The following is a 21,933-nucleotide window of genomic DNA, read 5'->3' on the forward strand; positions in this document are numbered from 1 at the left end:
GAGGCCGAGCGCGCCGCTCGAGAAGAGGCCGAGCGCGCCGCTCGAGAAGAGGCCGAGCGCGCCGCTCGAGAAGAGGCCGAGCGCGCCGCTCGAGAAGAGGCCGAGCGCGCCGCTCGAGAAGAGGCCGAGCGCGCCGCTCGAGAAGAGGCCGGTGCGGCGGAGGGTACGGCGGCGCCGCAAATCGAAGATCTTCCCGAACCGGAACCGGAAAGCCCCGCCGCTGCTGAATTGCCCCCGGGCCTGGGCAGCGTGGCCGATGCCGAGGGATCGGTGAGCGCTTTCACCGCCGGCCTCGGCGGGACCCACCCCAACGTCGACCAGACGCCGGTGGAGGCGGTCGATGCCGCCGTGGCCCTGGCCTACGGCCGACTCGGTGTGAAGGCCCAGGACGCCCAGGTGCTCGAGGTCGCGATGGACCTGCTCGGTTTCCGGCGCCGCGGGGTCAAGGTGCAGCGGGCCTTCAAGGAATCCACGCAGCGGGCCAAGAAGCGGATGCGGGCGGCGGGCGTGAAGATCCCCTGAACCGGATCCGCGGATCCGCGGCCGGGTGGGCGAGCCCGACCGTCGTCGGGCTTCACGACACCCGCAGGTCCTCGGCCGGGGGGACCTCCCGTCTGCGGGGGAGCCGCGTCACCGGTGGTGGTGGTGGTGGTGCCGGGCCGGTCGCCGGCGTCGACCGGCCCGGCACAAGAGGCCTCGAGCGCCGTGCGGGCCGCCCGCTCACGCAGCTCGTCGTGGCGCTCCCTCGGCGTGGCCGTCGCGACCGTCCTCACCTCCGACGTGTCGGTGGGAGGTCTCCGTCGAAGCCGGGCCTCGCACCTCAACCGGCGAGGTCACCCCGCCGCGCGCGCTGGACCGCTTCCGCCTTGACCTCCTCGACCCGGCCCGTCCCCACCTCATCGGGGTCCGGCTCCGGCCAGTAGGCGTTCCACGCCTCGGCGATCTTCATCGCCAGCTCCGGAGTCGCCACCGAGCCGAGGAAGTCGTCCAGGTCGGAAGGCTCGTCCCCACGGCGCAGGTGCAGGGTGTGCCCGGTCTCGCGGCCTACGCGCATGCGCAGTTCGGTGTGCTGGCTCATGGCGTCAGCTTGTCGTGCTCTGCGGCGGGCGTCGACCGCAGCACCACCCGGCTCCTCAGCTGCCGGCCCCGGCCGTCCCGGCCGGTCGGGCGCTTCGAGGCCGGGCGACCGCCGGAGCTGGCCGGTGCTGAGGCCGCGATCCCGTGCCGAGGGGGTCGCGTGCTGCGCCTGCGGGGCCGCCGCGGGCCGCGGGTGTCACCAGCCGCGGAACTGCACCTGTGTTCCCAGGTGGGCGTTGAACTGTGCGCGCTCGTCCTCGCTCATGGGTCGGGGGCGCCCGGAGGTGGTGTCCACCATGACCATCCGGCTGCGGGCGACTGCTGACACGCATGCCTGATCGCCTTCCTGCGCGACCGCTTGACAGGCCACGTCGACGCTGCTGGTGCCCAACCGCGTCGCCCAGATGTGGATCGTGAGCCGGTGGCGACCGTAGAGCAGCGGAGAGCGGTACTCCACCTCGTGGCGCACCGCGAGCAGTGCCCGGGTGGACAGCTGCCCGTCGGCACCCACGCCCGCGGCGGGGAAGGCGGTGAAGCGGGCGTCCTCGAAGAAGCGCAGGAAGGCGGTGTTGTTCACGTGCCCGAAGGCGTCCATGTCCGACCAGCGCAGCGGGATGGGGACCGACACGGCGTGCGGGGGCCGCAGGTCTTCGACGGTGCTCACGGGTGCAGTCTGCCCGGTTCCTCCCCGGTCGGCGGTGAGGTGCCCGGCGTGCGGGTGGAGCCCCGGGCCAGGGGCGTCGTGTGGCGCGGTGGGGAATACCTGATCGACCGTCCACGTTTCAACCTCAAACAGCCCGGGGGTGCACGTGAGCCCTTCGACGAAAGGCAGTGCGTGCCCTCTCCCTCGACTTCCCCCTCCCTCCCGGCGGAACTCGACCGGGATCCGCTCCAGCAGCTGCTGCGGCAGGGGAGTGCCGACGGTTTCGTCGACGCCCACGACGTGCGAAGCGCGTGCGAGGACGCTCGGCTGCCGCTCGAGCACGTGAGGGCGGTGTTGCGGGCCTTCCGCGACGCCGGCGTCATCGTGACGGTTCCTGAGAGCGCGCCCGTCGTCGACCGCGCCGCCCGCACCAGGGCGACTCCCGCCAGAGCAGTCGCGGCGCGCGTGACGCCGACGAGCACGGGGTCGATCCTGACGACTCAGGTGCTGGACGAGCCGCGTGGTGAGGCTCTGGGCGGTGCGGTGGGCGACGGCGCACCGGCTGGGACGAGCACCAGCGAGGCCGACAGCACCGGCCGGCAGGGCTCCGACGTCGTTGCGGTCGACAACGGCCTCGAGCAGGGCAGTGCAGTGGTCATCGTCACCGACGCCGAGGACGACGACGGTGAAGGTGCACCCGCTGTGCAGCTGACCACTGCCGGCGCCAGCGGGGACCCGATCAAGGACTACCTCAGGCTCATCGGCAAGGTCGCCCTCCTCAACGCCGAGCAGGAGGTCGAGCTCGCCCAGCGCATCGAGGCCGGCCTGTTCGCCGAGCACCACCTGCACTCGGGAACCGCGAAGCACCCGGCTTCCGAGCGGGAGCTGTGGTGGATCGCGGAGGACGGCCGCCGCGCCAAGAACCACCTGCTCGAGGCGAACCTGCGCCTGGTCGTCTCCCTGGCCAAGCGCTACACCGGCCGCGGCATGCTCTTCCTGGACCTGATCCAGGAGGGCAACGTCGGTCTGATCCGCGCGGTGGAGAAGTTCGACTACACCAAGGGTTTCAAGTTCTCGACCTACGCGACGTGGTGGATCCGCCAGGCCATCACCCGCGCGATGGCGGACCAGGCCCGCACCATCCGCATCCCGGTCCACGTGGTGGAGGTGATGAACCGCCTCGCCCGGGTGCAGCGCCAGTTCCTGAGCGACCTGGGCCGCGAGCCCACTCCGGAGGAGCTCGCCAAGGAGCTCGACATGACCCCGGAGAAGGTCGTCGAGGTCCAGAAGTACGGCCGCGAGCCCATCTCGCTGCACACCCCCCTGGGCGAGGACGGCAGCTCCGAGCTCGGTGACCTCATCGAGGACTCGCAGGCCGTCGTCGCTCTCGACGCGGTCAGCTTCACCCTGTTGCAGGAGCAGCTGCACTCGGTGCTGGACACCCTCTCCGAGCGCGAGGCGGGCGTGGTCTCGATGCGCTTCGGCCTGACCGACGGTCAGCCGAAGACGCTGGACGAGATCGGCAAGGTGTACGGCGTCACGCGTGAGCGGATCCGGCAGATCGAGTCCAAGACGATGTCCAAGCTGCGCCACCCGTCGCGTTCGCAGGTGCTGCGCGACTACCTCGACTGACCCGGCACCTGAGGGGTGGTCCACCCGGCGGAGCGGACCGGACCTTCACGGGCAGCGGCGGTTCGCTGCCGACGAGGGCGCGCCGGTGACGGCGCCCACCCCGGAGCCGGCGGAGTGCGCGAGCACGTCCACCCGCTCCAGGTCGGTGTGCACGCGCAGTGCCTCCACCTCGTCGACGAGGTGGTCGCAGCGGTAGGAGGTGGTGTCCGCGGGAACCGCCGACCGGCCCGCACCTCGCGGGTCGAGCAGGACCAGCCGCAGGTGCCCCGACCCCTTCCGCGGCGACCGGGGCGAGAGGTCCTGCTCAGCCCTCCACCACCGCCGGGCCGTGCCCGTCGACGCGCAGGTCCAGCACGGAGTCCAGCTCCACGGCGGCGCCGTCCTCGTCCTGGAGCGTCCGCAGCCACACCGTGCCGTCCTCCACGGCCAGGGGGGTGCCGCTCACGCTGCGGCCGTCGGCCAGCTGCACCGTCAGGTGCACCGGCTCCTCCGGGTGCACGCGGTGGTCCTCGGCAGCGTCCCGCAGGCGCTGCACGATGCGCGGTTCGATCACGCCGGGCCTCCCTCGGACAGGAACCTCAGCCGGGCGGCACGGACCGCACCGGCGGCTGCACCCTGCTGGACAGCTCCTCCCAGGGTGCGCCCGCGCGGCCCGTGGGGGAAGCCCGCGGGGGACCGTCCGCCAGGAGTTCACCCGCCCGAAACCCGTCGGTGCCCCCCGCTCTCCCCGCTGCGGAGGGTTGACACCGCTCACAGCGAGGACCAAGGTTGCGGCGAGCAGGGTTCAGGCAACCTCCCTGCCCCAACCGGTCCGGCGACGTCGCCAGCGAACGGCGGCGCTCCCTCTCGATGAAGAGAGCCCACCCCCCATGCCCACCTCCCTCCCTCCCGGCTCGCCGGCGCGACCCGCGGCCACCGACGACGACTGCTGCCACGCCGGGTGCGCGGCGGCCGGTGCGCCGACCTCGCGCCGCAGCCTGCTCGCCGCCGCCGCCGTGCTGGCCGCCGCGGTCCCGCTCGCCCCCCGGTCGGCGCGAGCCGTCACCCGGGACGCGCCGGCCCGGACCGCGGAGCTGAGCTGGTACGAACTGGTCCCCGGCTTCGTCGCGACGCGCGACGACCCGGACGACTCCCCGCCGGGGACCGGTTTCGCCGAACCCAACCCCTGGGGCAGCTACACCGCCTACCGGGTCTTCACGAGCGCCCTGGGACACCGCACCTGGCGCATCGAGAACATGGCCGAGGTCAACGCCCGCCGGTCCCAGGGCTCGACGATGTGGCTGTTCGAGGGGTCCCGGAGGGCCCTGCTGATCGACACGGCGCAGAACACCCCCGACGTCCTCGGCGAGAGCGACCTGAAGATCGTCGTGGCGCACCTGCTCGGCCACGAGGACGACGGCTCCCCGCGTCCGGACCCGGTCGACTTCGACGTCGCGAACACCCACCGGCACGGCGACCACACCGGCAAGAACGCGCAGATGGGCGATCGCACGGTGTACTACCCGGAACTGGACTGGCCGGAGGAGGCGCCGCCGAACTACGTGCCCGTCCGCGAAGGCGGTGGTGCCTCGACGGTCGGGGGCGGTGAGGCCGTCGGCGAGTTCGACCTCGGCGGCAGGACGATCCGCGCGGTGGCGATGTACGGGCACACCCCCGGATCGACCGGTTACCTGGACGTCGAGAACCGCATGCTGGCCACCGGTGACGCCGTGGGTTCCGCCTACGTCTGGGCCCACTTCGACTCGGCGACGACGACGCTCTACCGCGACATGCTGGGCCGCCTGCGCGAGGTCCTCGCGCCGCTGGACGGCGTCGCCCTGCTGCCGGCGCACTTCTACCAGGTCAAGCAGTTCGCCCGGGGGTTGCCGCCCGTGGACGGCCGGCCGCTGGACGCCCAGTACGTCACCGACATGTTCGACGCGGCCTCCGCGGCGCTGGACGGTTCCGTGGCGGCCGAGCCGTACCGGACCATCGGCCGCGAGGTCGTCTGGATCGGGGTGCGCTCGGCGCGGATGACCTTCTCCCTGGCCAACCTCTACCCCGGCGGTCCCCGCGCCGGTGACGTCGGCGACGACTCCGACGCCTACCACCTCGTGGCGATCCCCGGCGGCTACCGGTCCTCACCGGACGCCGACGCCTCCTACGCCTTCCTGGACAACATCCGCACGCGCCTGCACATGGTCCGGGACTCGGCGAACCAGTCGTTGTTCCTCGTGAGCGGGTCCGAGCGGGCGCTGCTCCTGGGCACCGGCCGGGGGACCCGCGGCTTGGCCGAATACGTGCGCGGGCTCGTGCCGGGGCACCCTCTGGAGGTCCTGCTCACCAGCGACGACACCAGCCAGGTCGGGGGCCTGCCGCAGTTCACCGAGCACACCGTCCACCTGCCCGCCGCCGCGGTCGTGGACACCGCCGGGCTCGCCGCGGTGAACCTCCTGCACGACGGCGACCTCGTCCCGCTGGGGACCGACGACGCCGGCCGGCCGGTCGACCTCGAGGTGTACTCCCTGCCCGGTCACTCCGCCTGCAGCCTCACGGTGCTCGACCCGGTGTCGCGCGTGCTGTTCGCCGGCGACGCCCTGGGGGAGCAGGGGCCCGCCGGCGGGCTCACCCTCCACGTCCCGCTGGAGGAGTTCGCGGCGGCCCTGGCCGCCTGGCGGCGCAAGACCGACGGCCGCTACGACACCGTCTACACCGCGCACAACCACCAGTGGCACACCAGCCCCGAGTACGTCGACAACGTGCAGGCCGCGGTGGCCGACGGGATCGCGCGCGGCGCGGCCGCCCACGTCGCCTCCCCGCGCATCGGCTACGCCGCCCTGCGCGCCGGGGACGACGACACCCTCGCCCTCGTCCTGCTGCCGCTGTGAGCAGCGGCGCCACCCCCCTCCTCGACGCTGACCGGAGGTCACCGTGAAGCACCGCACCCGCCGCCCCTGGTGGGCGGCCACCCTCACCGCCGCCCTGGCCCTGACCGCCGCCGCCCCCGCGGTCGGCGCCACCGCCACCGCCCAGCCCCCGGACGTGCAGGAGGTCGTCCACACCCCCGACGGCAGCCTGCGCGGGACGGTGACCGACGGCCTGGGGACGTACCAGGGCATCCCCTACGCCGCTCCCGCGCAGCGGTGGCGCCCCGCCGAACCCGTCACGCCGTGGGCGGGCGTGCGCGACGCCACCGAGCCCGGTGCGGAGTGCGTGCAGTCGGCCGTCTTCTGGCGCCCCGGGACACCGGCGAGCACCACCGAGGACTGCCTCTTCCTCAACGTGCGGGTCCCCAGCGGGGCCGGGTCCGCGGCACCCGTGCAGGTGTTCTTCCACGGCGGCGGCGGCATCAACGGTGCCGCCACCGACGTGCAGCCGGACCGGATGGCCCTCGAGGGCGGCAACGTCGTCGTGACGGTGAACTACCGCCTGGGCGTCCTCGGCGGGCTGTCGCTGCCGGGCCTGGACGCCGAGACCCCCGACGGAGCCTCGAGCGGGAACTACGCCAACACCGACAAGGTGGCGGCGCTGCGCTGGATCCAGCGCAACATCGCCTCCTTCGGCGGCGACCCCTCCCGGGTCACCGTCGCCGGCCAGTCCGCCGGGGCCGGGGGAGTGTGCTGGCTGCTGGCCTCTCCCAGCGCGGCCGGGCTGTTCTCCGCCGCCGCCATCGAGAGCGCCGGCAACTGCGGTGACGCGGTGAGCCGGGAGGAGGGCGCGGCGCGCAGCGAGGAGTTCGCGCAGGCCGCCGGCTGCCCCGACCCCGCCACGGCGGTGGCGTGCCTGCGCTCGCGCAGCGCCGCGGACCTGCTCGACGTCCAGCTGTCCACCGGCCTGAGGTTCGGCGCGGTCGCCGGCGGGTCCGACCTGCCGCTGGCCCCGGCCGAGGCCTTCGCGACCGGCGCCTTCAACCAGGTGCCCGTCGTGATCGGCAACACCCGCAACGAGTCCCGCGCCTTCGTCTACGAGGCCAACGACCTGGTGCGGCTGCCGCTGACGGCCACCGCCTACGAGCGCACCGTGCGGGAGACCTACGGCGACGACGCCGAGGAGCTGCTCGCCGCCTACCCGGTGACCGGGTACGAGACCCCCGGGCTGGCACTGGCCGCGCTGCAGACCGACGCCCGCGTCTGCGGGGCGCTCCCGGTGACCCGGTCCCTCGCCCGGCAGGTCCCCACGTACACCTTCGAGTTCCGCGACGAGACGGCCCCGGGCCGCCCCTACATGACCGTGCCCTCCTCCTTCCCCATCGGCAGCGGCCACACCTCCGAGGTCCCGTACCTGTGGCAGTCGGAGACCAGCGAACCGCTGACCGCCGAGCAGCTGCGGCTGTCCGACGTGATGATCGGCTACTGGTCGAACTTCGCGCGGTCGGGGAACCCGAACGGCGAGGGCCTGCCCGCGTGGCCCGTCTCCACCGAACCCGAGGAGCTCCGCCTCGGGCTCCTGCCCGGCGGCCGGACCGAGGTCATCCCCGGAGCTGCCTTCGAGCGCGAGCACTCCTGCTCGCTCTGGACCTGACCGGCGTCACCACCACCCGCAGCCAGAACCGGAGGACCCCCGATGAAGAGGAACACCGCCCGCCGCGCGACGGCGGCCGCAGTCCTGACCGCGGCCGTGGGGTTCTCGCCCCTGGTGGCCGCCGCCGTCCCCGCGCAGCAGACCGCGGCCGCCCGTGCGGCCACCGGTGCGGCCGCTGCGCAGAGCGATCTGCGGGCCGGGGCCGCCAGGGTGGACATCACCCCGGCGGCGAACCCCGAGTACCCGGCGCTGGGGGAGTACGAGCACGAGCGCCTCAACGTCCGCGCCATCGTGTTCGAGAACCAGGGGGTGCGTGCCGCCCTGATCGGCGCCGACCTCAGCGGCATCGACGAGGCGGTGTGGGCCGACGCCGTCCAGCGCATCGCCGCCGAGCTGCAGACGCCGGTGGAGAACATCGTCATCTCCAGCACCCACTCCCACAGCGCCTACCCGGCCGGCCCGAGCGATCCGCAGGCACCGCGGTACGGGACGGAGATCCTCGCCGACAAGGCCCTGGAGGCCGTGCGGGCCGCGCGGGCGGAGCTCGAACCGGCGCAGGTCGGGTACGCCAGCGGCAGCGCCGACCTCAATGTCAACCGCGACGCCCTCGACCCCGAGACCGGGCGGTGGACGCAGGCCGCGAACCTCGACGCCCCCGCCGACAAGGAGGTCGCCGTCCTGACCTTCACCCGGCCCGACGGGTCACCGATCGCCACGTACGCGAACTACGCCATGCACCCCGTCAACGGCTACCTCAGCGGAGCGGTCAGCGGCGACTTCCCGGCCGCCACCAGCCGTCACGTCGAGCAGGCGTTCGGCGACGACGTCGTGGCGGTGTTCACGCAGGGCGCGTCGGGGGACGTGAACCCCAAGTGGCTGCGGACGGGCACGAACGTGATCGCCTCGCGGTCCGGTGCCCCCGTCACCGGCTACGAGGAGGTCCGCGAGGACGTCGAGGCCCCCGTGCGGAACGGGGAGGTCCCCGCCGGGCCCGCGGACCCGGCGGTGCTGCGGCAGTTGTTCGACTACGTGCAGGCCGCGGGGATCGTCCTGGGCGAGGAGGTCATCCGGGTCATGTCGCACACCGAGCCCCTCACCGTGGCACCGACCATCTGGTCCGGTCAGGACACCGCGACCTGCCCGGGGCGCACCCGGCTCGACGACGCCCGCGAGGGCGTCGCGGGCGAGTACGAGGACGGTCCGGACGTCGACCTGCGCCTGGGCGTGCTCGGCATCGGCGACGTCGCGCTCACGACGGCCAACGCGGAGATCTACACCCGCATCGGCCTGCGGGTGAAGGAGGATTCGCCCCTGACGAAGACGATGTTCGTCACCCTCGCCAACGGCAGGGCGGCCTCCGGGTACGTCCCCGACGACGAGTCGTTCAGCCACCAGACGTTCCAGGTCCTGGGGTCGCGGCTGAAGCCCGGGTGCGCGGAGGACGCCGTCGTCGAGGGCCTGGCGGACCTGGTGGGCGAGCAGGCGCTGCGCTGACGCGACCGGTGGTCGCGCGCCACCACCCCGCAGCTGCAGCCGGGCCACCGTCCCGGCTGCAGCTGCGTCTCGGGCACCGCTCAGGAGCCCAGCGGATCGACCGCCCAGCCCTCGCGCGCACGGGTCCGCAGCACCGCGCACCCCAGGGCCTCCACGCGCAGGCCCCGCTCGGCGCCGGCGGACGTCAGCAGGTCCGTGCCTGGGCCGGTCACGAGCACCGGGCCCTGCGAGTGGTTCAGCACGAACAGGTAGTCGGCCGCGGCACCGCGCCGCCGGACCACCTCGACGCGCTGGGGCACGGACCCCTGCAGCACCGGCCGCGCACCCGCCTGCTCGCACACGGAGGTCAGCCAGCGCCGCAGCGAGTCCTCCTCCAGGAACGTGGAGACGTAGTGCGCCACGCCCCCGCCGACCCGGTGGCGGGTCAGGGCCGGCTCGCCGGCCAGCTCGCCACCGTCGTACGCGGCGAGCACCTGCGCGCCCTCGGGCACGACGAGCTCGCTCCACACCCGTCCCCGCAGGGGCGCCTCGCCGTCCCGGTGCAGCCGCACCTGCTCGTCGCCCGCCAGGGGGTGCAGCTCCTCCACGCGCAGGCCCAGCAGGTGGCGCAACCGCCCGGGGTACCCGCCGGGGACGACGTGCAGGTCCGCGCCGGCGTACCCGGTGAACGGCCACACGGCCAGGTGCCCGCCGCCGGTGACGTGCTCGCCCAGGCGGCGCACCGCCTCGTCGGTGACGGGGAACAGGCTGGGCACCAGGACCAGGCGGTAGCGCGACAGGTCGGCGTCGGGGGCGACGAAGTCCACCGCGTACCCGGCCTGCCACAGGGCGCGGTGGGCCGCGCGCACGGCCGTGGAGTAGTCGAGCAGGTCGCTGGGCAGCTGGCTGGTGTCGGTGGCCCACCACCCCTCGGCGTGCCAGACCACGGCGACGTCCGCCTCCACCAGCGGCCCGTCGGCCGGCGGCTCGGCCACCTCGGCGATCGAGGCCAGGGCGCGGCCGAGCCCCTCGAAGCCCCGGAACGAGCGGGAGCCCGCGCCGGCGTGCGGGACGATGCCGCCGTGCCAGGCCTCCGCGCCGGCGGCCGGTGCGCGCCACTGGAAGAACAGCGCACCCTGCGAACCGCGCGCCACGTACGACAGGGAGTTGCGCAGGACGCGGTCCGGTGCCTTGTGCGCCCGCCGGCCCGGGACGGTGGAACTGGTGGAGCTCTGCTCCATGAGGAGCCACGGGCCGCCCCCGGCGAAGGAGCGCGTCAGGTCCGCGCCGTAGGCGGCGTGCGTCTCGCCGTCAGGGCCGACCGTGTCGAGGTAGTGGTCCACGGACACGAGGTCCAGCTCCGCTGACCAGCTCCACTGCTCCAGGTGGTTCCAGGTGGGCAGCATGAAGTTCGTCGTCACCGGGGCGGTCGAGCCCGCCGCGCGGATCGCGTCGCGCTGCTCGCGCATCGCGTCGAGCATCTCGTCGGAGCTGAACCGCTTGAAGTCCAGGGCGTGGGTGGGATTCGCGATGTACTGCGTCGCCCGGGGTGGCAGGACGTCCTCCCAGGAGGAGTACCGCTGCGACCAGAAGGCGGTGTACCAGGCGCGGTTGAGCTCGGTCAGCGTGCCGTAGCGCCGTCGCAGCCACCGGCGGAACGCCGCCGCGGCGTGCTCGCCCCAGTCCAGGGTCCCGTACTCGTTGTGCACGTGCCACGCCAGCAGTGCGGGGTGCCCGCCGTACCGCTCGGCCAGTCGCTGCGCGATCGCACGGGCGGCGCTGCGGTACGCGGGTGCGCTCACCGCGTACGTGTCGCGGCTGCCGTGGCTCAGGCGCACCCCGTCCGGGCCGACGGGCATCGCGTCGGGGTGAGCGCGGGTGAACCACGGCGGCGGCGAGGCCGTCGGCGTGGCCAGCACCACGCCGATGCCGCCGTCGTGCAGGGTCTGGAACACGCGGTCCAGCCAGCCGAACTCGTACACGCCCTCCTCGGGCTCCAGCTCGGCCCACGAGAACACGCCGATCGTGGCGGCGTTCGCCCCGGCCCGCCGCATCAGCGCGACGTCCTCGGCCCACACCTCGGGCGGCCACTGCTCCGGGTTGTAGTCGCCGCCGAACAGGAGGCGGTCGGTGCTGAGGCGGCGCGCGGGGGAGGGCAAGGCTTTCTCCAGGACGGGGTGGGGCGAGGACCGCCGGGCCCGGGCACGAGGACCTGGCCGTCCTGGCGGAGGGGTCGCGTCCTCGTCGACGGACGCGCACGGGATCGCCGGATGGCGAAGCGCTTCGATTTGTCTGGTTGAGAGTTTTCTGCGTCACCTCACCCGTGTCAAGCACGAACGCGCCTTTCGCCCGCTTCGCAGTCGTGTCGTCGGGGCCGTCCTTGTCCTCGGAGGAGGTCTTCACGTAGGTTGCTTGGCGAAGCGCTTCGACGAACCGCCCCTCCGCCGGCACGACTGCCGTGGAACCGGCGTGAACGGGGAGGGACCCGCGTGGCCACCATCGCCGACGTCGCCGGCGTCGCCGGTGTCTCCGCCAGCACCGTCTCGTACGTGCTCAGCGGCAAGCGCGCCATCTCCGCCGCCACCCGGGCCCGCGTCGAGAAGGCCATCGGCGAGCTCGGCTACCGCCCGCACGCCGGCGCCCGGGCGCTGGCCTCGCGCCGCACGGGGGTCGTCGCTCTCGTGGTGCCGCTGCACCAGGGCGCCGACCTCGGCGTCGTCATGCAGTTCGTGCGCGCCGTCGTCACCACGGCCCGCACCCGCGAGCACGACGTGCTCCTGCTCACGCAGGAGGAAGCCGCCGGTCTGGAACGGGTCACGTCGGCCTCGCTCGTCGACGGCCTCGTCGTGCTGGACGTCGCCAGCGACGACCCCCGCGTGCAGGTGCTGGCCGGCCTGGGGCGGCCGACCGTGCTCGTCGGCGTGCCGCGAGAACCCCGCGGGCTGTCCTGCGTGGACTTCGACTTCGCCAGGGCGGCCCGCGACGCCGTGGCCCACCTGGCCGCGCTCGGGCACCGGCGCATCGGCCTGGTGGGGGCCACGCCGTCGTCGGTGCGCCGTCGCGCCGGGTACGCCGACCGGCTGCGCGAGGGCTTCCTCGCCGCGGCCGGCGAGGTGGGGGCGGCGGCCGCGAGCGCACCCTGCGCCGCGTCGACGGCGGGTGTCCGCTCCTGCCTGGCCGCGCTGCACCGGCAGCTGCCGGACCCCACCGCGCTGCTCGTGCACAACGAGGCGGCCCTGCCCCACCTGCTGGCGGTCCTGGCGGAGGAGGGCCGGCAGGTGCCGGGCGACCTGTCGCTGGTCCGCATCGGCGCGCCGGGCGCGGTGACGCGACCGCTCACCGGCCTGGACGTGCCCACCGACGAGATCGGCCGGGCCGCCGTCGAGATGCTGCTGGAGCGCGTGGACGGACCGCGGGCGCCGGAGGTGCGGCTGCTGTCCTCACCCGTCGTGGACCGCGCCAGCACCGCGCCGCCCCCGTGAGGCGCGCGCGTCGCCGGCGTGCTGGACTCGTCCCTCCACCCCACAGGCAGGAAGAGGGACCGTGACCACCACCGTCAGCGCCTACGCCGCCCCGTCCGCCACCGGGCCCCTGGCGCCCACCACGATCGAGCGGCGCGACGTCGGCCCGCGCGACGTGCGCATCGAGATCCGCTACGCCGGCATCTGCCACTCCGACATCCACACCGCCCGCGGCGAGTGGGGCCCGGTCGACTGGCCCATCGTCGTCGGCCACGAGATCGCCGGCGTCGTCGCCGAGATCGGCACCGAGGTGACGAAGCACGCCGTCGGCGACCGCGTCGGCGTCGGCTGCATGGTCGGCTCCTGCCGCGAGTGCGAGGCCTGCCGCGACGGCGAGGAGCAGTACTGCACCGGCAACGGCACGATCGCCGGCATGGTCGGGACATACGGCGGCACCGACCCCGCCGACGGGCGGCCCACCGCCGGCGGGTACTCCCAGCAGATCGTCGTCGACGAGCACTTCGTGCTGCGCATCCCCGACGGCCTGGAGCTGGACGTGGCCGCACCGCTGCTGTGCGCGGGCATCACCACGTACTCGCCGCTGAACCACTGGGGCGCCGGTCCCGGCACGAAGGTCGCCGTCATCGGGCTGGGCGGACTGGGCCACATGGCCGTGCAGATCGCCGCGGCGAAGGGCTGCGAGGTCACCGTCCTGTCGCAGTCGCTGAAGAAGCAGGAGGACGGCCTGCGGCTGGGCGCGAGCGCCTACCACGCCACCAGCGACCCCGACACGTTCCGGCAGCTCGCCGGCTCCTTCGACCTGATCATCAACACCGTCTCGGCGAACCTGGACCTGGACGCGCACATGGGCCTGCTGCGCCGCAACGGCACCCTGGTCGAGGTGGGGGCGCCGGAGAACCCCATGTCGGTGCGCGCCTTCTCGCTGATCCCCGCGCGCCGCAGCCTGGCCGGCTCCAACATCGGCGGCATCGCCGAGACCCAGGAGATGCTGGACTTCTGCGCCGAGCACGGCATCGCCGCGCAGGTCGAGGTGATCCGCGCCGAGCAGGTCAACGAGGCGTGGGAGCGCGTCGTGGCCTCCGACGTGCGCTACCGGTTCGTCATCGACACCTCGACGCTGCCCACCGCTCCGGCGCCGGTGTCCTGAGCCGCGCAGCCGGCAGGGCCGCGGGCCACCCGGCGGCCGGCGCGGGTGCGCGCCGGCCGTCGCGGGGCCCGCGCGCCGACGTGCAGGCGGAGCGCGGGCCGACCATCACCGACCGGTCGAACGCACCGAACGCCGCTCGACGAGCCGGGTCGCGATCTCCAGCCGTCGCGCCGGTGCGGCGGGGTTCGCGCACCGCCAGCGCAGCAGTTCCACGGCGGCGGTCCCCACCTCCCGTTTCGGCGGAGCGATCGTGGTCAGCGGAACGCTCCCCATGCCGGCGACGACGTCGTCCCAGGAGACGATGCTCAGGTCGTCCGGTACCGACAGGCCGGCCGCCTCGAAGCGGGGCAGCATCGTCAGCGCGTCGACGTCGGAGTGCACGAGCACCGCTGTCGCGCCGAAGCGAGCGATCGCTGCAACCGGGTCCGGGGCCTGCGCGCAGTGCTCCTGGTCCGCGCCGTCCGAGCTCAGCAGCGGTTGGGAGAGCACGGGCATGTTCAAGGACCGTTGCGCCTCCGCGAAGCAGGCCCGCACCGTGCGCGCGGTGGGGGAGTCGTCGCGGCTGAGCAGCAGGACCCTGCGGTGACCGTGGGCCCGCAGGTGCGACAGGGCCTGGTGGACCCCGCTGGTGTGGTCGCTGCGGACCGCGTCGCGTGCGGCCAGGAGCGAACCCCGCGGCGCGAACCGCTCCAGCAGGACGAGCGGCAGCCCCGGCGCGAGCACGTGGTCCAGGTCGCCGGTCACCTGGGCCACCGACTGCCAGCGCGGGGCGAAGAGGACGCCCTCGACCCCCTCGGTCGCGGCCGCCCGCTCGAACGAGCGGCGCACGGCGTGCGCGTCGGGGGCGACGTCCAGGACGTAGCGGCCCCCCGCCTCGGCCACCGCCTGCTGGGCTGCCAGCAGGATCTGCTGCATGTAGCCGCTCACGAAGGACACGACGGCGACGACGGTTCCCAGCGGTGGAGGACGTGGCGCCTCGGGAGCTGCGAGGACGAGGCCGTAGCGGCGCGTGACCCGGCCCTCCTGCGCGAGGGCTTCGACGTCGCGGCGGATCGTCACGGCGGCGGCTCCGAGCGCCGCGGACAGGTCCGCGACCCTGGCGCTGCCCCGGGCGCCGACCAGGGCGAGGATCTGCTCCCGCCGCCGCGCTGGGCCGAGTATGGCCACCGGTGCCCCTCCTGCCGGGTCGTGTCCTGACCGCCGTCCTGCACCGTAGTCCAACGCCTCCACGACCTCCGGCAGGTCCGGCGGTGCTCAGCCGGCGGTGGGCCCGCCCCCACCGCTCGACGACCCGGCCATCGACCAGCGCAGCTCGTCGCCGGGTCCGGCCAGGTCGATCCGCACCAACCCGCACGACCCGCGCCGGTTCTCGTAGCCGTGCGGCAGGACGGTGAGGCGTTCCACAGCGCCCTGCACGCGCACCCGGACGTGCTCGTCACCCCGGCTGAACAGCACGCCGTCCCCGGTGACCTCCACCGTCGTCTCCGGCAGGGCGCCGAGATCGCGCACGTAGGGGACCAGCAACGTGCGCCAGCCCGGCCAGCCCTCCAGGGTCTCGCTCACCTCGACCCGGTCCTCCTCGAGGCGCACCGACCACCGGTGACGACGTCCGGCCGCTCCACCGCCGGGACGGTCCCCGCCGTCGTCGCCGGTGCCCGGCTCGAGCAGCAGCGCCTCGAAGCTCAGGCCGGCACCGGGCAGGGTGCCCAGCGGTGCCGTCAGCCGGCGCGGCGACGCGCACAGCGCCTCGACGGGGGTGGGACCCGGCTGTGCGCGGACGGCCAGGCCGGGGACCAGCCAGGGACCGCCGCCGAGGTGGCGGGCGGCGCTGACGAACTGCAGCCGGCGTCCCGACCCGAAGGTCAGGTCGACCGGGCCGCTGGCGTCGTAGGTGTCGTCCGCGGCGGCCTGCACGGCCACCGAGACGCGGCCGCGGTGGGCGGCGCCGCGGTGCGTGGGGGGACCTTCGGCGAGCGAGGTGGCGGGGCGTGCGTCCAGCTGCGCCGACGACGGGGCCTCGTCCTCACCGAACCCCGCCGTGATCGCGCTCGCCAGGAAGGCCAGCGCCAGGGGGGAGTAGTGCCCGTCGGCGGTGTACGTCTCGTAGCCGACCCGGGACTGCGGCGGCAGCAGGTTCTGCACCGGGGAGAAGACCCCGCCGGGGCGCTGCCACTGCACCAGGGAGGTGTAGGCGCGCCACGCCGCCAGCCGGGCGGCGTCCAGGTCCGCCCGCGTCCCCAGGCCCAGGACGCGGTGCGCGGTGAACAGCGCCACCTGCGCTCCCAGCACCCACGTCTGCCCGGCGCTGCGGTAGCCGGAGGCCGTGGAGCCGTCCGACAGCTGCATCGCCAGGCTGCGCCGCAGCCCCGCCGCCAGGAACTCCTCGACGCGCTCGCGGTTGCGCCCGGCCCAGCCGCCGGCCAACAGGTCCACCAGGTGGGCCCGGGTGAAGAGGTCGTAGGCGTTCGGCAGGCCGTGCTCGGTGTACATGCCCAGGTCCATGTCGAACCCGGTCCCCCCGCCGGCGAAGAACACGTCGAGCCACTCGTCGAACTCCTCGGGACGGGTGGGGGAGAGGCCGGTGCGCATGCGCAGCCACTCCCCGCTCATCCACACGGCCGCCCAGTTGGACGGCGGCCGGGCGCGGAAGGACGCCATCACGTCCACGTCCGCGATCCGTTCGCCGAGCTTCGCCTCCAGCGCCACCCCGAGGTCCCTCAGGCCCAGGTACGTCTTCAGCAGCGGGGGCCACGTGAAGTCGCGGTGGTTCAGCCGGCCGGTGACGCTCGCCGTCCGGCGGTCGAAGGTGGACGCGTGCGCCTCGGCGGTGGGGTCGGCGGTGTGGGCGAGGGTGGCGGCCAGGCAGGTGGCCGCCTGCTCCCGGTGGCGCGGGTCCTCACCGGTGCCCGGCTGCGCGGCCAGCACCGCGCAGCACCACGCGTGGTAGGCGGTGCCGTACTGGGTCGGGGTGTCGAAGACGGGGTCGTGCAGGTTGCCGTCCTGCTGGAGGTGCGGTGACCACGCGGTCACCGCCGCCTCCAGCAGGTCCAGCGGGCGGGGCAGCTCGCTCACGCGCTCGTGCCCCCGGCGGCCTGCATCGCGTCCTGGTACTCGTTGCGCATGGCGTCGCCGGCGGCGTCGCGCCACGTCGCGATGAGGCCCTCCAGGTCGGAGAAGGGACGCCGCTCCTGGATGATGGCGTTGACGCCGTCGTTGAAGTTGATGTCCGCCGCGGCGTTGGCGCTGGCCGCGGTCTCCGAGTAGAAGCCCACCACCGGGTTGGGGATCCCCACGGGAACCTCCAGCGACTGGTAGTCGTGCTGCTGCTCCGCGTCCTGCGGGCGGCCCGGGACGTAGAGGTTGTACGGGCTGTCGGCGAGGTAGCGGATGGGGAGCACGGTGTTCGTGGTGCCGGTCGGGGTCAGCACCGGGTTGCCGTCGGCGTCCAGGGTGTGGTCGACGCCCTCCTCGCCGTACAGGCGGTAGAGGTACTCCTCGGTGCCGAACGGGGCGGCCAGCCAGTTGAGCACCCGCAGCGCCAGTTTGATCTTCTCGGGGTCCTCCTGCTTCGCCAGCACGTTGATGGAGTAGTACCCGGGCCCGAGGGCCCACTCCGCCAGCCCGCTGCCGTCCCGCTTGTTCACCGGCATCAGGCCCAGCCGGAAGTTCGGGTTGTCGGCGTTGTCGAGGATGTACTGGATGTAGCCCGGGTACCCGTCCGCGGCGTTGACGGCGACGGTGCCCGCGTTGAAGAGCTGCTTGAACGGCTGCGCCGGGTTGAACGAGTCGGGGTGCATGACCCCCGACTTCCACATCGCGATGAGGTCGGTGACGGTCTGGGCGTACTGCTCCGTCTCGTACATGTGGGTCAGCTGCCCGCCCTCCTCGGCCCAGACGTTCGGTTCCTCGTTCATCCGGCCCAGCAGCTGGCGGGGCTGGTTGACCAGGCTGAAGGCCCAGCGCCGCTGCCCGGGGTCGGTGAGCGCCTTCGTGGCGTCGACGAACTCCTCGTAGTTCTGGGGCTCGGTCGAGACACCGGCCGCACCGAACAGGTCGGCCCGGATGAAGTGGTAGACACCGATCGCCCCGCGCGGGATGGGGACGCCGTAGATGCCGCCGTTGTGGGCGGTCGGCAACCAGCTGCGGGTGGGGATGTTGGCGAGGTTGGGGTAGTCGTTGATCGCGTCGCCCGACAGGTGCTCGCTGAGGTCGGTGAACCGCGCCTTCAGCAGCTGGGGCAGGTTGGGCACCGGCGCGTTCGGCACCTGCACCATGTCGGGCAGGTCGTTGCCGGCGATCGTGGTGGGGAAGGTCTGCGTGTAGTCGGCGGCACTGACCATCTGCAGCTGAAGGTCCACGCCCAGGCGCTCGTTCAGGCCGGCCCAGTAGCTGTTGTTCCCCGGGCCCGGGGGGACGGCGTAGTAGATGTTCGCCATCCCGGTCAGCGTCTCACCGTTGCCGGGTTTCTCCGGCACCGAGACGGGGTTGTCGGCCGGGAAGTTGAAGTACGCCGCGTCGACACCCTCTTCGGTGCCGGGCAGGTCCGGCGTCACCCCGGTGTAGGGGGTGTGGGTCGGGAGGGTGGCCGAGCCGCCCCCGGAGGAACCCCCGGAGCCACCTCCGTCACCGCTGGAGCAACTGGTGAGCCCGCCCGCCGCGAGCAGGGCGGCCGACCCCCCGGCACCGGCGATCAGGCCGCGTCGGCTGAATGCACTCTTCGACATGGATCCTCCTCGATCCGATGGGTGCCCTCGGCCCGTCGTGAGCCGGTGGGTGGTGGAACGGCGACCGGTGGGTCCGATCGGTGGTGGGACCAGTCAGCCCTTGACGGCGCCGATCATGACGCCCTTGGCGAAGTGGCGTTGGATGAAGGGGTAGACCAGCAGGATCGGCACGATGGCGATCACGAGGATGGCCATCTGCAGCGGCAGTTGCGGCGGCAGCACCTCGCCGGCGGCCTGCTCGCCGCCGATGGTCGTCTGGTTGACGACGTAGGTGCGCAGGACCAGGGCCATCGGCCACTTCTCGCTGGACTGGATGTAGAGCAGGGCGTTGAAGAAGGCGTTCCAGTAGGCCACGGCGTAGAAGAGCCCGATGACGGCCAGCACCGCCTTCGACAGGGGCAGCACGATCCGGAACAGGGTGGTGGCCGCGCCGACGCCGTCGATGGCGGCGGACTCGAACAGTTCCTTCGGCAGCTCCTGGAAGAAGGCGCGCATGACGATGACGTTGAAGGCGTTGACCAGGACCGGCAGGATCAGCGACCACAGCGAGTCGAGCAGGTGGAACTCCTTGACCACCAGGTAGCTGGGGATCAGGCCGGGAGCGAAGAGGATGGCGCCCAGCACGAGCATCAGCATCGGCTTGGCCCCCAGGGCCCCGGGGCGCGAGAGCCAGTACGCCAGGCCGGCGGTGGCCGCCAGCGACAGCAGCGTCCCCACGACGGTGACGCCCACGGAGATGAGGACCGCGCGGGTGACCACGCCACCGGAGAGGACCGTCGTGTAGGCGTCGAAGCTGACCCCGCCGCCCGGCCACATCACCATCCCGCCGCCGGACTCGTTGATGGTCTGCTGGTCGGCCAGCGACGTGGCGATGACCGACCAGAAGGGGATGAGGACCAGCGCCACCGTGATGGCCAGGAAGACGAACTTGACAGCCTGGATGATCGGGCTCGGCTTCTCCATCCACGGCGGCCGTCGGCCGTCCTTGCGGAAGGACTGGACGGTGTCGTCCCCGATCGTCGGGTTCTGGGTGGTGCTCACTTCTCGTACACCCCTCTCTCGCCGAAGGCGTGAGCCAGCTTGTTGGCACCGATCACCAGGAGGAGCCCGACGATGCCCTTGACCAGGCCGGCCGCGGCAGAGGTGCCCCACTCGCCCCCGAGGATGCCGTTGTTGTAGACCCAGGTGTCGAGCACCTCGCTGGCCTCCAGGCCGACCGGGCCCTGCTGGAGGATGATCTGCTCGAAACCCACCGAGAGGCTGCTGCCCAGGCGCAGGATGAGCAGCAGGATGATGAGGCCCTTCAACGCCGGCAGGGTGATGTGCCAGAGCCGCCGCCAGGAGTTCGCCCCGTCCACGGCCGCCGCCTCGTACTGCTCCTGGTCGACCCGGGAGATCGCGGCCAGGAAGATGATCGTGCCCCAGCCGGCGTCCTTCCAGATCACCTGGCTGGTCAGGAGGGCCTTGAACAACTCCGGTTCTCCGATGATCTGGATGATCGGGAGGTCGTTCTGGACCAGGAAGGTGTTCAGCATGCCCGCGTTGCCCAGCATCTGCTGGAACAACGCGACCACGATGACCCAGGACAGGAAGTGCGGCAGGTAGATGATCGACTGCAGCGTCCGCTTCAGCCGTTCCCCCATCAGGCTGTTGAGCACCAGCGCCAGCACCAGCGGCACGGGGAAGACGAGCACCGTCTGGATGACCGTGAGGACGACGGTGTTCCACAGGGCGTTGCGGAACTCCGCGTTGCCGTCCCAGAGGAACGAGAAGTTCGCCCAGCCCACCCACTCCGACTCGGAGATGCTCAGGTACGGCTGGTAGTCCTTGAAGGCGATGACGTTGCCCAGCAGCGGCAGGTACTGGAACAGCACGAGGGCGATGCCGCCGGGCAGCCCCAACGCCACCAGGAGGAGTCGGTCGCGCGACAGGGGCCGGCGTGGGCGCCTGGGGGTCGGTGTGCCGCGTCGTGCCGCGGTGTCCTCGACCTCGACGGCGGTCGCCGCCGCCCCTCGTGGCTGGGTGCCAGCCGATTTGACTCTCACCTTTGAGCTCCTACCGCGTCAGCTGTTGAGGAGAAGACTGGGACGGACCGGTGCGGACCAGGTCCGGTGGGAAGCGGCGACACCCGGCGCTGGGTGTCTCGCGAGGTCTTCAGCAAACGTTTACCGGTCGATCTGCGAGCGAAATTAACACGCTGGGCGGACCCCTGGAAGGCCTGTGATCGATCGATCAGAACGTTCAAGGGCGGTCGTCGGCACGCAGTGCCCAGCGCCGGCGGGCGACGGGTCCGAACCGTGAACCCCGCCGCTCTAGGTCCTCGGCGTGCCGGGTGGCAGCCGGTCCAGCGTCGCCGTGGCCCACTCGAACGACAGCCGGTGCGACTCGTAGACCGTCGCGACGCTGGGGTGGTCCACCTCGATCATGTAGTCGCCGTCGTAGTCCTCCGGGAGCGCTTCCAGGACGGCCTCGAGGTCGAGCACACCCCTGCCGGGTTCGGCCCACAGCCGCCCGCTGCCGGAGACGCTGCGGTAGTCCCCGCCGCCCGCGCGGGCGGCGTCCAGGTGGTCGGGGTAGACGTCCTTGATGTGGATGCCCCCGATGCGGTCGCGGTAGCGCTCGATGAGGGCGACCGGGTCGGCCCCCGCCCAGCGCAGGTGACCGGTGTCCGGGCCGAAGCCGATGAGGTCCGGCCCCAGGGTGTCCAGCAGCGCCGTGACCTCCGCCTCCGTCTCGAACACGCCACCGACGTGCGAGTGGTGCAGGGGACGGATCCCCTCGGCGATCAGCACCTCGCACACGCGGCCGGCGTTCTCGATCGCGCGTGCCAGGCGCCCGGCGTCGAACCCCGCTCCCACGGCCGGCGCCTGCAGGCGGGCCGGCAGCGACATCGAGGACAGCATCGTGCGGTCCAGGCCGAGCTCGGCCTGCACGGCCGCGAAGCGCCGGGCCTGCTCCAGCACCTCGGACATGTCCACCGTCTCGTCCAGCGGGCTGCTGAACAGGCTCAGGGACGGGCTGAGGCCGAACCCGTCGAGCCACGCGGCGTACTCGCCGGCCCCCGTGCCCTCGGGGACGTCGGCCTTGACGGCCCTGAAACCGATCTCCCTCAGGTCGCGGAAGGCCGTCTCGAAGACCTCCCGGGTCTTGCCGCCCTGCGCCCAGTAGGGGATGGGGTTGGCGGCGATCCTGCGCGTGCCGTCGTGCTGGTGCGTCGTCATCGCGGTCCTCTCTGCGGGTGCCCGGGGAGGGGCG

The 21,933-nt window shown here is 73.1% G+C and carries 17 protein-coding genes and 1 pseudogene; 7 read left to right on the top strand and 11 right to left on the bottom strand.

Features of this window, described 5'->3' with window-relative positions:
- Window positions 1-522: pseudogene (locus ACRYM0_RS06585) on the top strand (hypothetical protein); the annotation flags it as partial.
- A gap of 298 nt (window positions 523-820) precedes the next feature.
- Here the strand turns inward: ACRYM0_RS06585 and ACRYM0_RS06590 are convergent.
- Together ACRYM0_RS06590 and ACRYM0_RS06595 are read right to left on the bottom strand one after the other, a co-directional pair.
- Entirely contained in the window at window positions 821-1,078 is a 258-nt protein-coding gene (locus ACRYM0_RS06590; RefSeq protein WP_432503292.1) for a hypothetical protein, read from the bottom strand.
- A gap of 195 nt (window positions 1,079-1,273) precedes the next feature.
- Complete coding sequence (locus ACRYM0_RS06595) at window positions 1,274-1,741, bottom strand: acyl-CoA thioesterase (protein ID WP_432503294.1); 468 nt, start codon at window positions 1,739-1,741, stop codon at window positions 1,274-1,276.
- A gap of 171 nt (window positions 1,742-1,912) precedes the next feature.
- On the opposite strand from ACRYM0_RS06595, the gene ACRYM0_RS06600 reads away from it, so the two are divergent.
- Window positions 1,913-3,352, top strand: coding sequence for an RNA polymerase sigma factor (locus ACRYM0_RS06600; protein WP_432503297.1), 1,440 nt, complete (start codon window positions 1,913-1,915; stop codon window positions 3,350-3,352).
- 45 nt (window positions 3,353-3,397) lie between these two features.
- On the opposite strand, the gene ACRYM0_RS06605 is transcribed toward ACRYM0_RS06600, so the two are convergent.
- Together ACRYM0_RS06605 and ACRYM0_RS06610 are read right to left on the bottom strand one after the other, a co-directional pair.
- Complete coding sequence (locus ACRYM0_RS06605) at window positions 3,398-3,613, bottom strand: alpha/beta fold hydrolase (RefSeq protein WP_432503375.1); 216 nt, start codon at window positions 3,611-3,613, stop codon at window positions 3,398-3,400.
- 43 nt (window positions 3,614-3,656) lie between these two features.
- Window positions 3,657-3,905, bottom strand: coding sequence for a hypothetical protein (locus ACRYM0_RS06610; RefSeq protein WP_432503298.1), 249 nt, complete (start codon window positions 3,903-3,905; stop codon window positions 3,657-3,659).
- Window positions 3,906-4,221: 316 nt separating this feature from the next.
- On the opposite strand from ACRYM0_RS06610, the gene ACRYM0_RS06615 reads away from it, so the two are divergent.
- The 3 genes from ACRYM0_RS06615 to ACRYM0_RS06625 are packed head-to-tail and all read left to right on the top strand — an operon-like array spanning window position 4,222 to window position 9,346.
- On the top strand, window positions 4,222-6,219 hold the full coding sequence (locus tag ACRYM0_RS06615) for an MBL fold metallo-hydrolase (RefSeq protein WP_432503299.1): 1,998 nt from the start codon (window positions 4,222-4,224) through the stop codon (window positions 6,217-6,219).
- Window positions 6,220-6,262: 43 nt separating this feature from the next.
- Window positions 6,263-7,852: a carboxylesterase/lipase family protein gene (locus ACRYM0_RS06620; protein ID WP_432503301.1), complete on the top strand. Its 1,590-nt coding sequence runs from the start codon at window positions 6,263-6,265 to the stop codon at window positions 7,850-7,852.
- 42 nt (window positions 7,853-7,894) lie between these two features.
- Window positions 7,895-9,346, top strand: a complete 1,452-nt coding sequence (locus ACRYM0_RS06625) for a neutral/alkaline non-lysosomal ceramidase N-terminal domain-containing protein (RefSeq protein WP_432503302.1) — start codon at window positions 7,895-7,897, stop codon at window positions 9,344-9,346.
- Window positions 9,347-9,426: 80 nt separating this feature from the next.
- On the opposite strand, the gene ACRYM0_RS06630 is transcribed toward ACRYM0_RS06625, so the two are convergent.
- On the bottom strand, window positions 9,427-11,484 hold the full coding sequence (locus tag ACRYM0_RS06630; protein ID WP_432503304.1) for a beta-galactosidase: 2,058 nt from the start codon (window positions 11,482-11,484) through the stop codon (window positions 9,427-9,429).
- A 330-nt stretch (window positions 11,485-11,814) separates the two neighbouring features.
- Between ACRYM0_RS06630 and ACRYM0_RS06635 the strand changes: the two genes are divergently transcribed.
- Both ACRYM0_RS06635 and ACRYM0_RS06640 read left to right on the top strand, forming a co-directional pair.
- Entirely contained in the window at window positions 11,815-12,807 is a 993-nt protein-coding gene (locus ACRYM0_RS06635) for a LacI family DNA-binding transcriptional regulator (RefSeq protein WP_432503305.1), read from the top strand.
- A gap of 61 nt (window positions 12,808-12,868) precedes the next feature.
- The gene (locus ACRYM0_RS06640; RefSeq protein ID WP_432503307.1) at window positions 12,869-13,954 is read left to right on the top strand and encodes an NAD(P)-dependent alcohol dehydrogenase; all 1,086 of its coding nucleotides are present in this window, start codon (window positions 12,869-12,871) and stop codon (window positions 13,952-13,954) included.
- A 105-nt stretch (window positions 13,955-14,059) separates the two neighbouring features.
- Here ACRYM0_RS06640 and ACRYM0_RS06645 read toward each other — a convergent pair whose 3' ends face one another.
- The 6 genes from ACRYM0_RS06645 to ACRYM0_RS06670 form a co-directional block, all read right to left on the bottom strand.
- Entirely contained in the window at window positions 14,060-15,121 is a 1,062-nt protein-coding gene (locus ACRYM0_RS06645) for a LacI family DNA-binding transcriptional regulator (RefSeq protein WP_432503310.1), read from the bottom strand.
- An 87-nt stretch (window positions 15,122-15,208) separates the two neighbouring features.
- Complete coding sequence (locus ACRYM0_RS06650; RefSeq protein ID WP_432503311.1) at window positions 15,209-17,026, bottom strand: hypothetical protein; 1,818 nt, start codon at window positions 17,024-17,026, stop codon at window positions 15,209-15,211.
- Entirely contained in the window at window positions 17,023-18,678 is a 1,656-nt protein-coding gene (locus ACRYM0_RS06655) for a type 2 periplasmic-binding domain-containing protein (RefSeq protein WP_432503314.1), read from the bottom strand. Before ACRYM0_RS06655 ends, ACRYM0_RS06650 begins: the two co-directional genes overlap by 4 nt.
- A gap of 93 nt (window positions 18,679-18,771) precedes the next feature.
- Window positions 18,772-19,719 carry a carbohydrate ABC transporter permease gene (locus tag ACRYM0_RS06660; protein WP_432503317.1) on the bottom strand — a complete coding sequence of 316 codons (948 nt, stop codon included), beginning with the start codon at window positions 19,717-19,719 and terminating at the stop codon, window positions 18,772-18,774.
- Window positions 19,716-20,588: an ABC transporter permease gene (locus tag ACRYM0_RS06665; protein WP_432503377.1), complete on the bottom strand. Its 873-nt coding sequence runs from the start codon at window positions 20,586-20,588 to the stop codon at window positions 19,716-19,718. The genes ACRYM0_RS06660 and ACRYM0_RS06665 overlap by 4 nt, the downstream gene beginning before the upstream one ends.
- A gap of 402 nt (window positions 20,589-20,990) precedes the next feature.
- Window positions 20,991-21,899 (bottom strand): sugar phosphate isomerase/epimerase family protein, encoded by a 909-nt coding sequence (locus tag ACRYM0_RS06670; protein WP_432503319.1) that lies wholly within the window; start codon window positions 21,897-21,899, stop codon window positions 20,991-20,993.
- Window positions 21,900-21,933: the final 34 nt, after the last annotated feature.

The organism is Kineococcus arenarius subsp. arenarius (assembly GCF_050871845.1).
In the GTDB taxonomy this organism is placed as follows: domain Bacteria; phylum Actinomycetota; class Actinomycetes; order Actinomycetales; family Kineococcaceae; genus Kineococcus.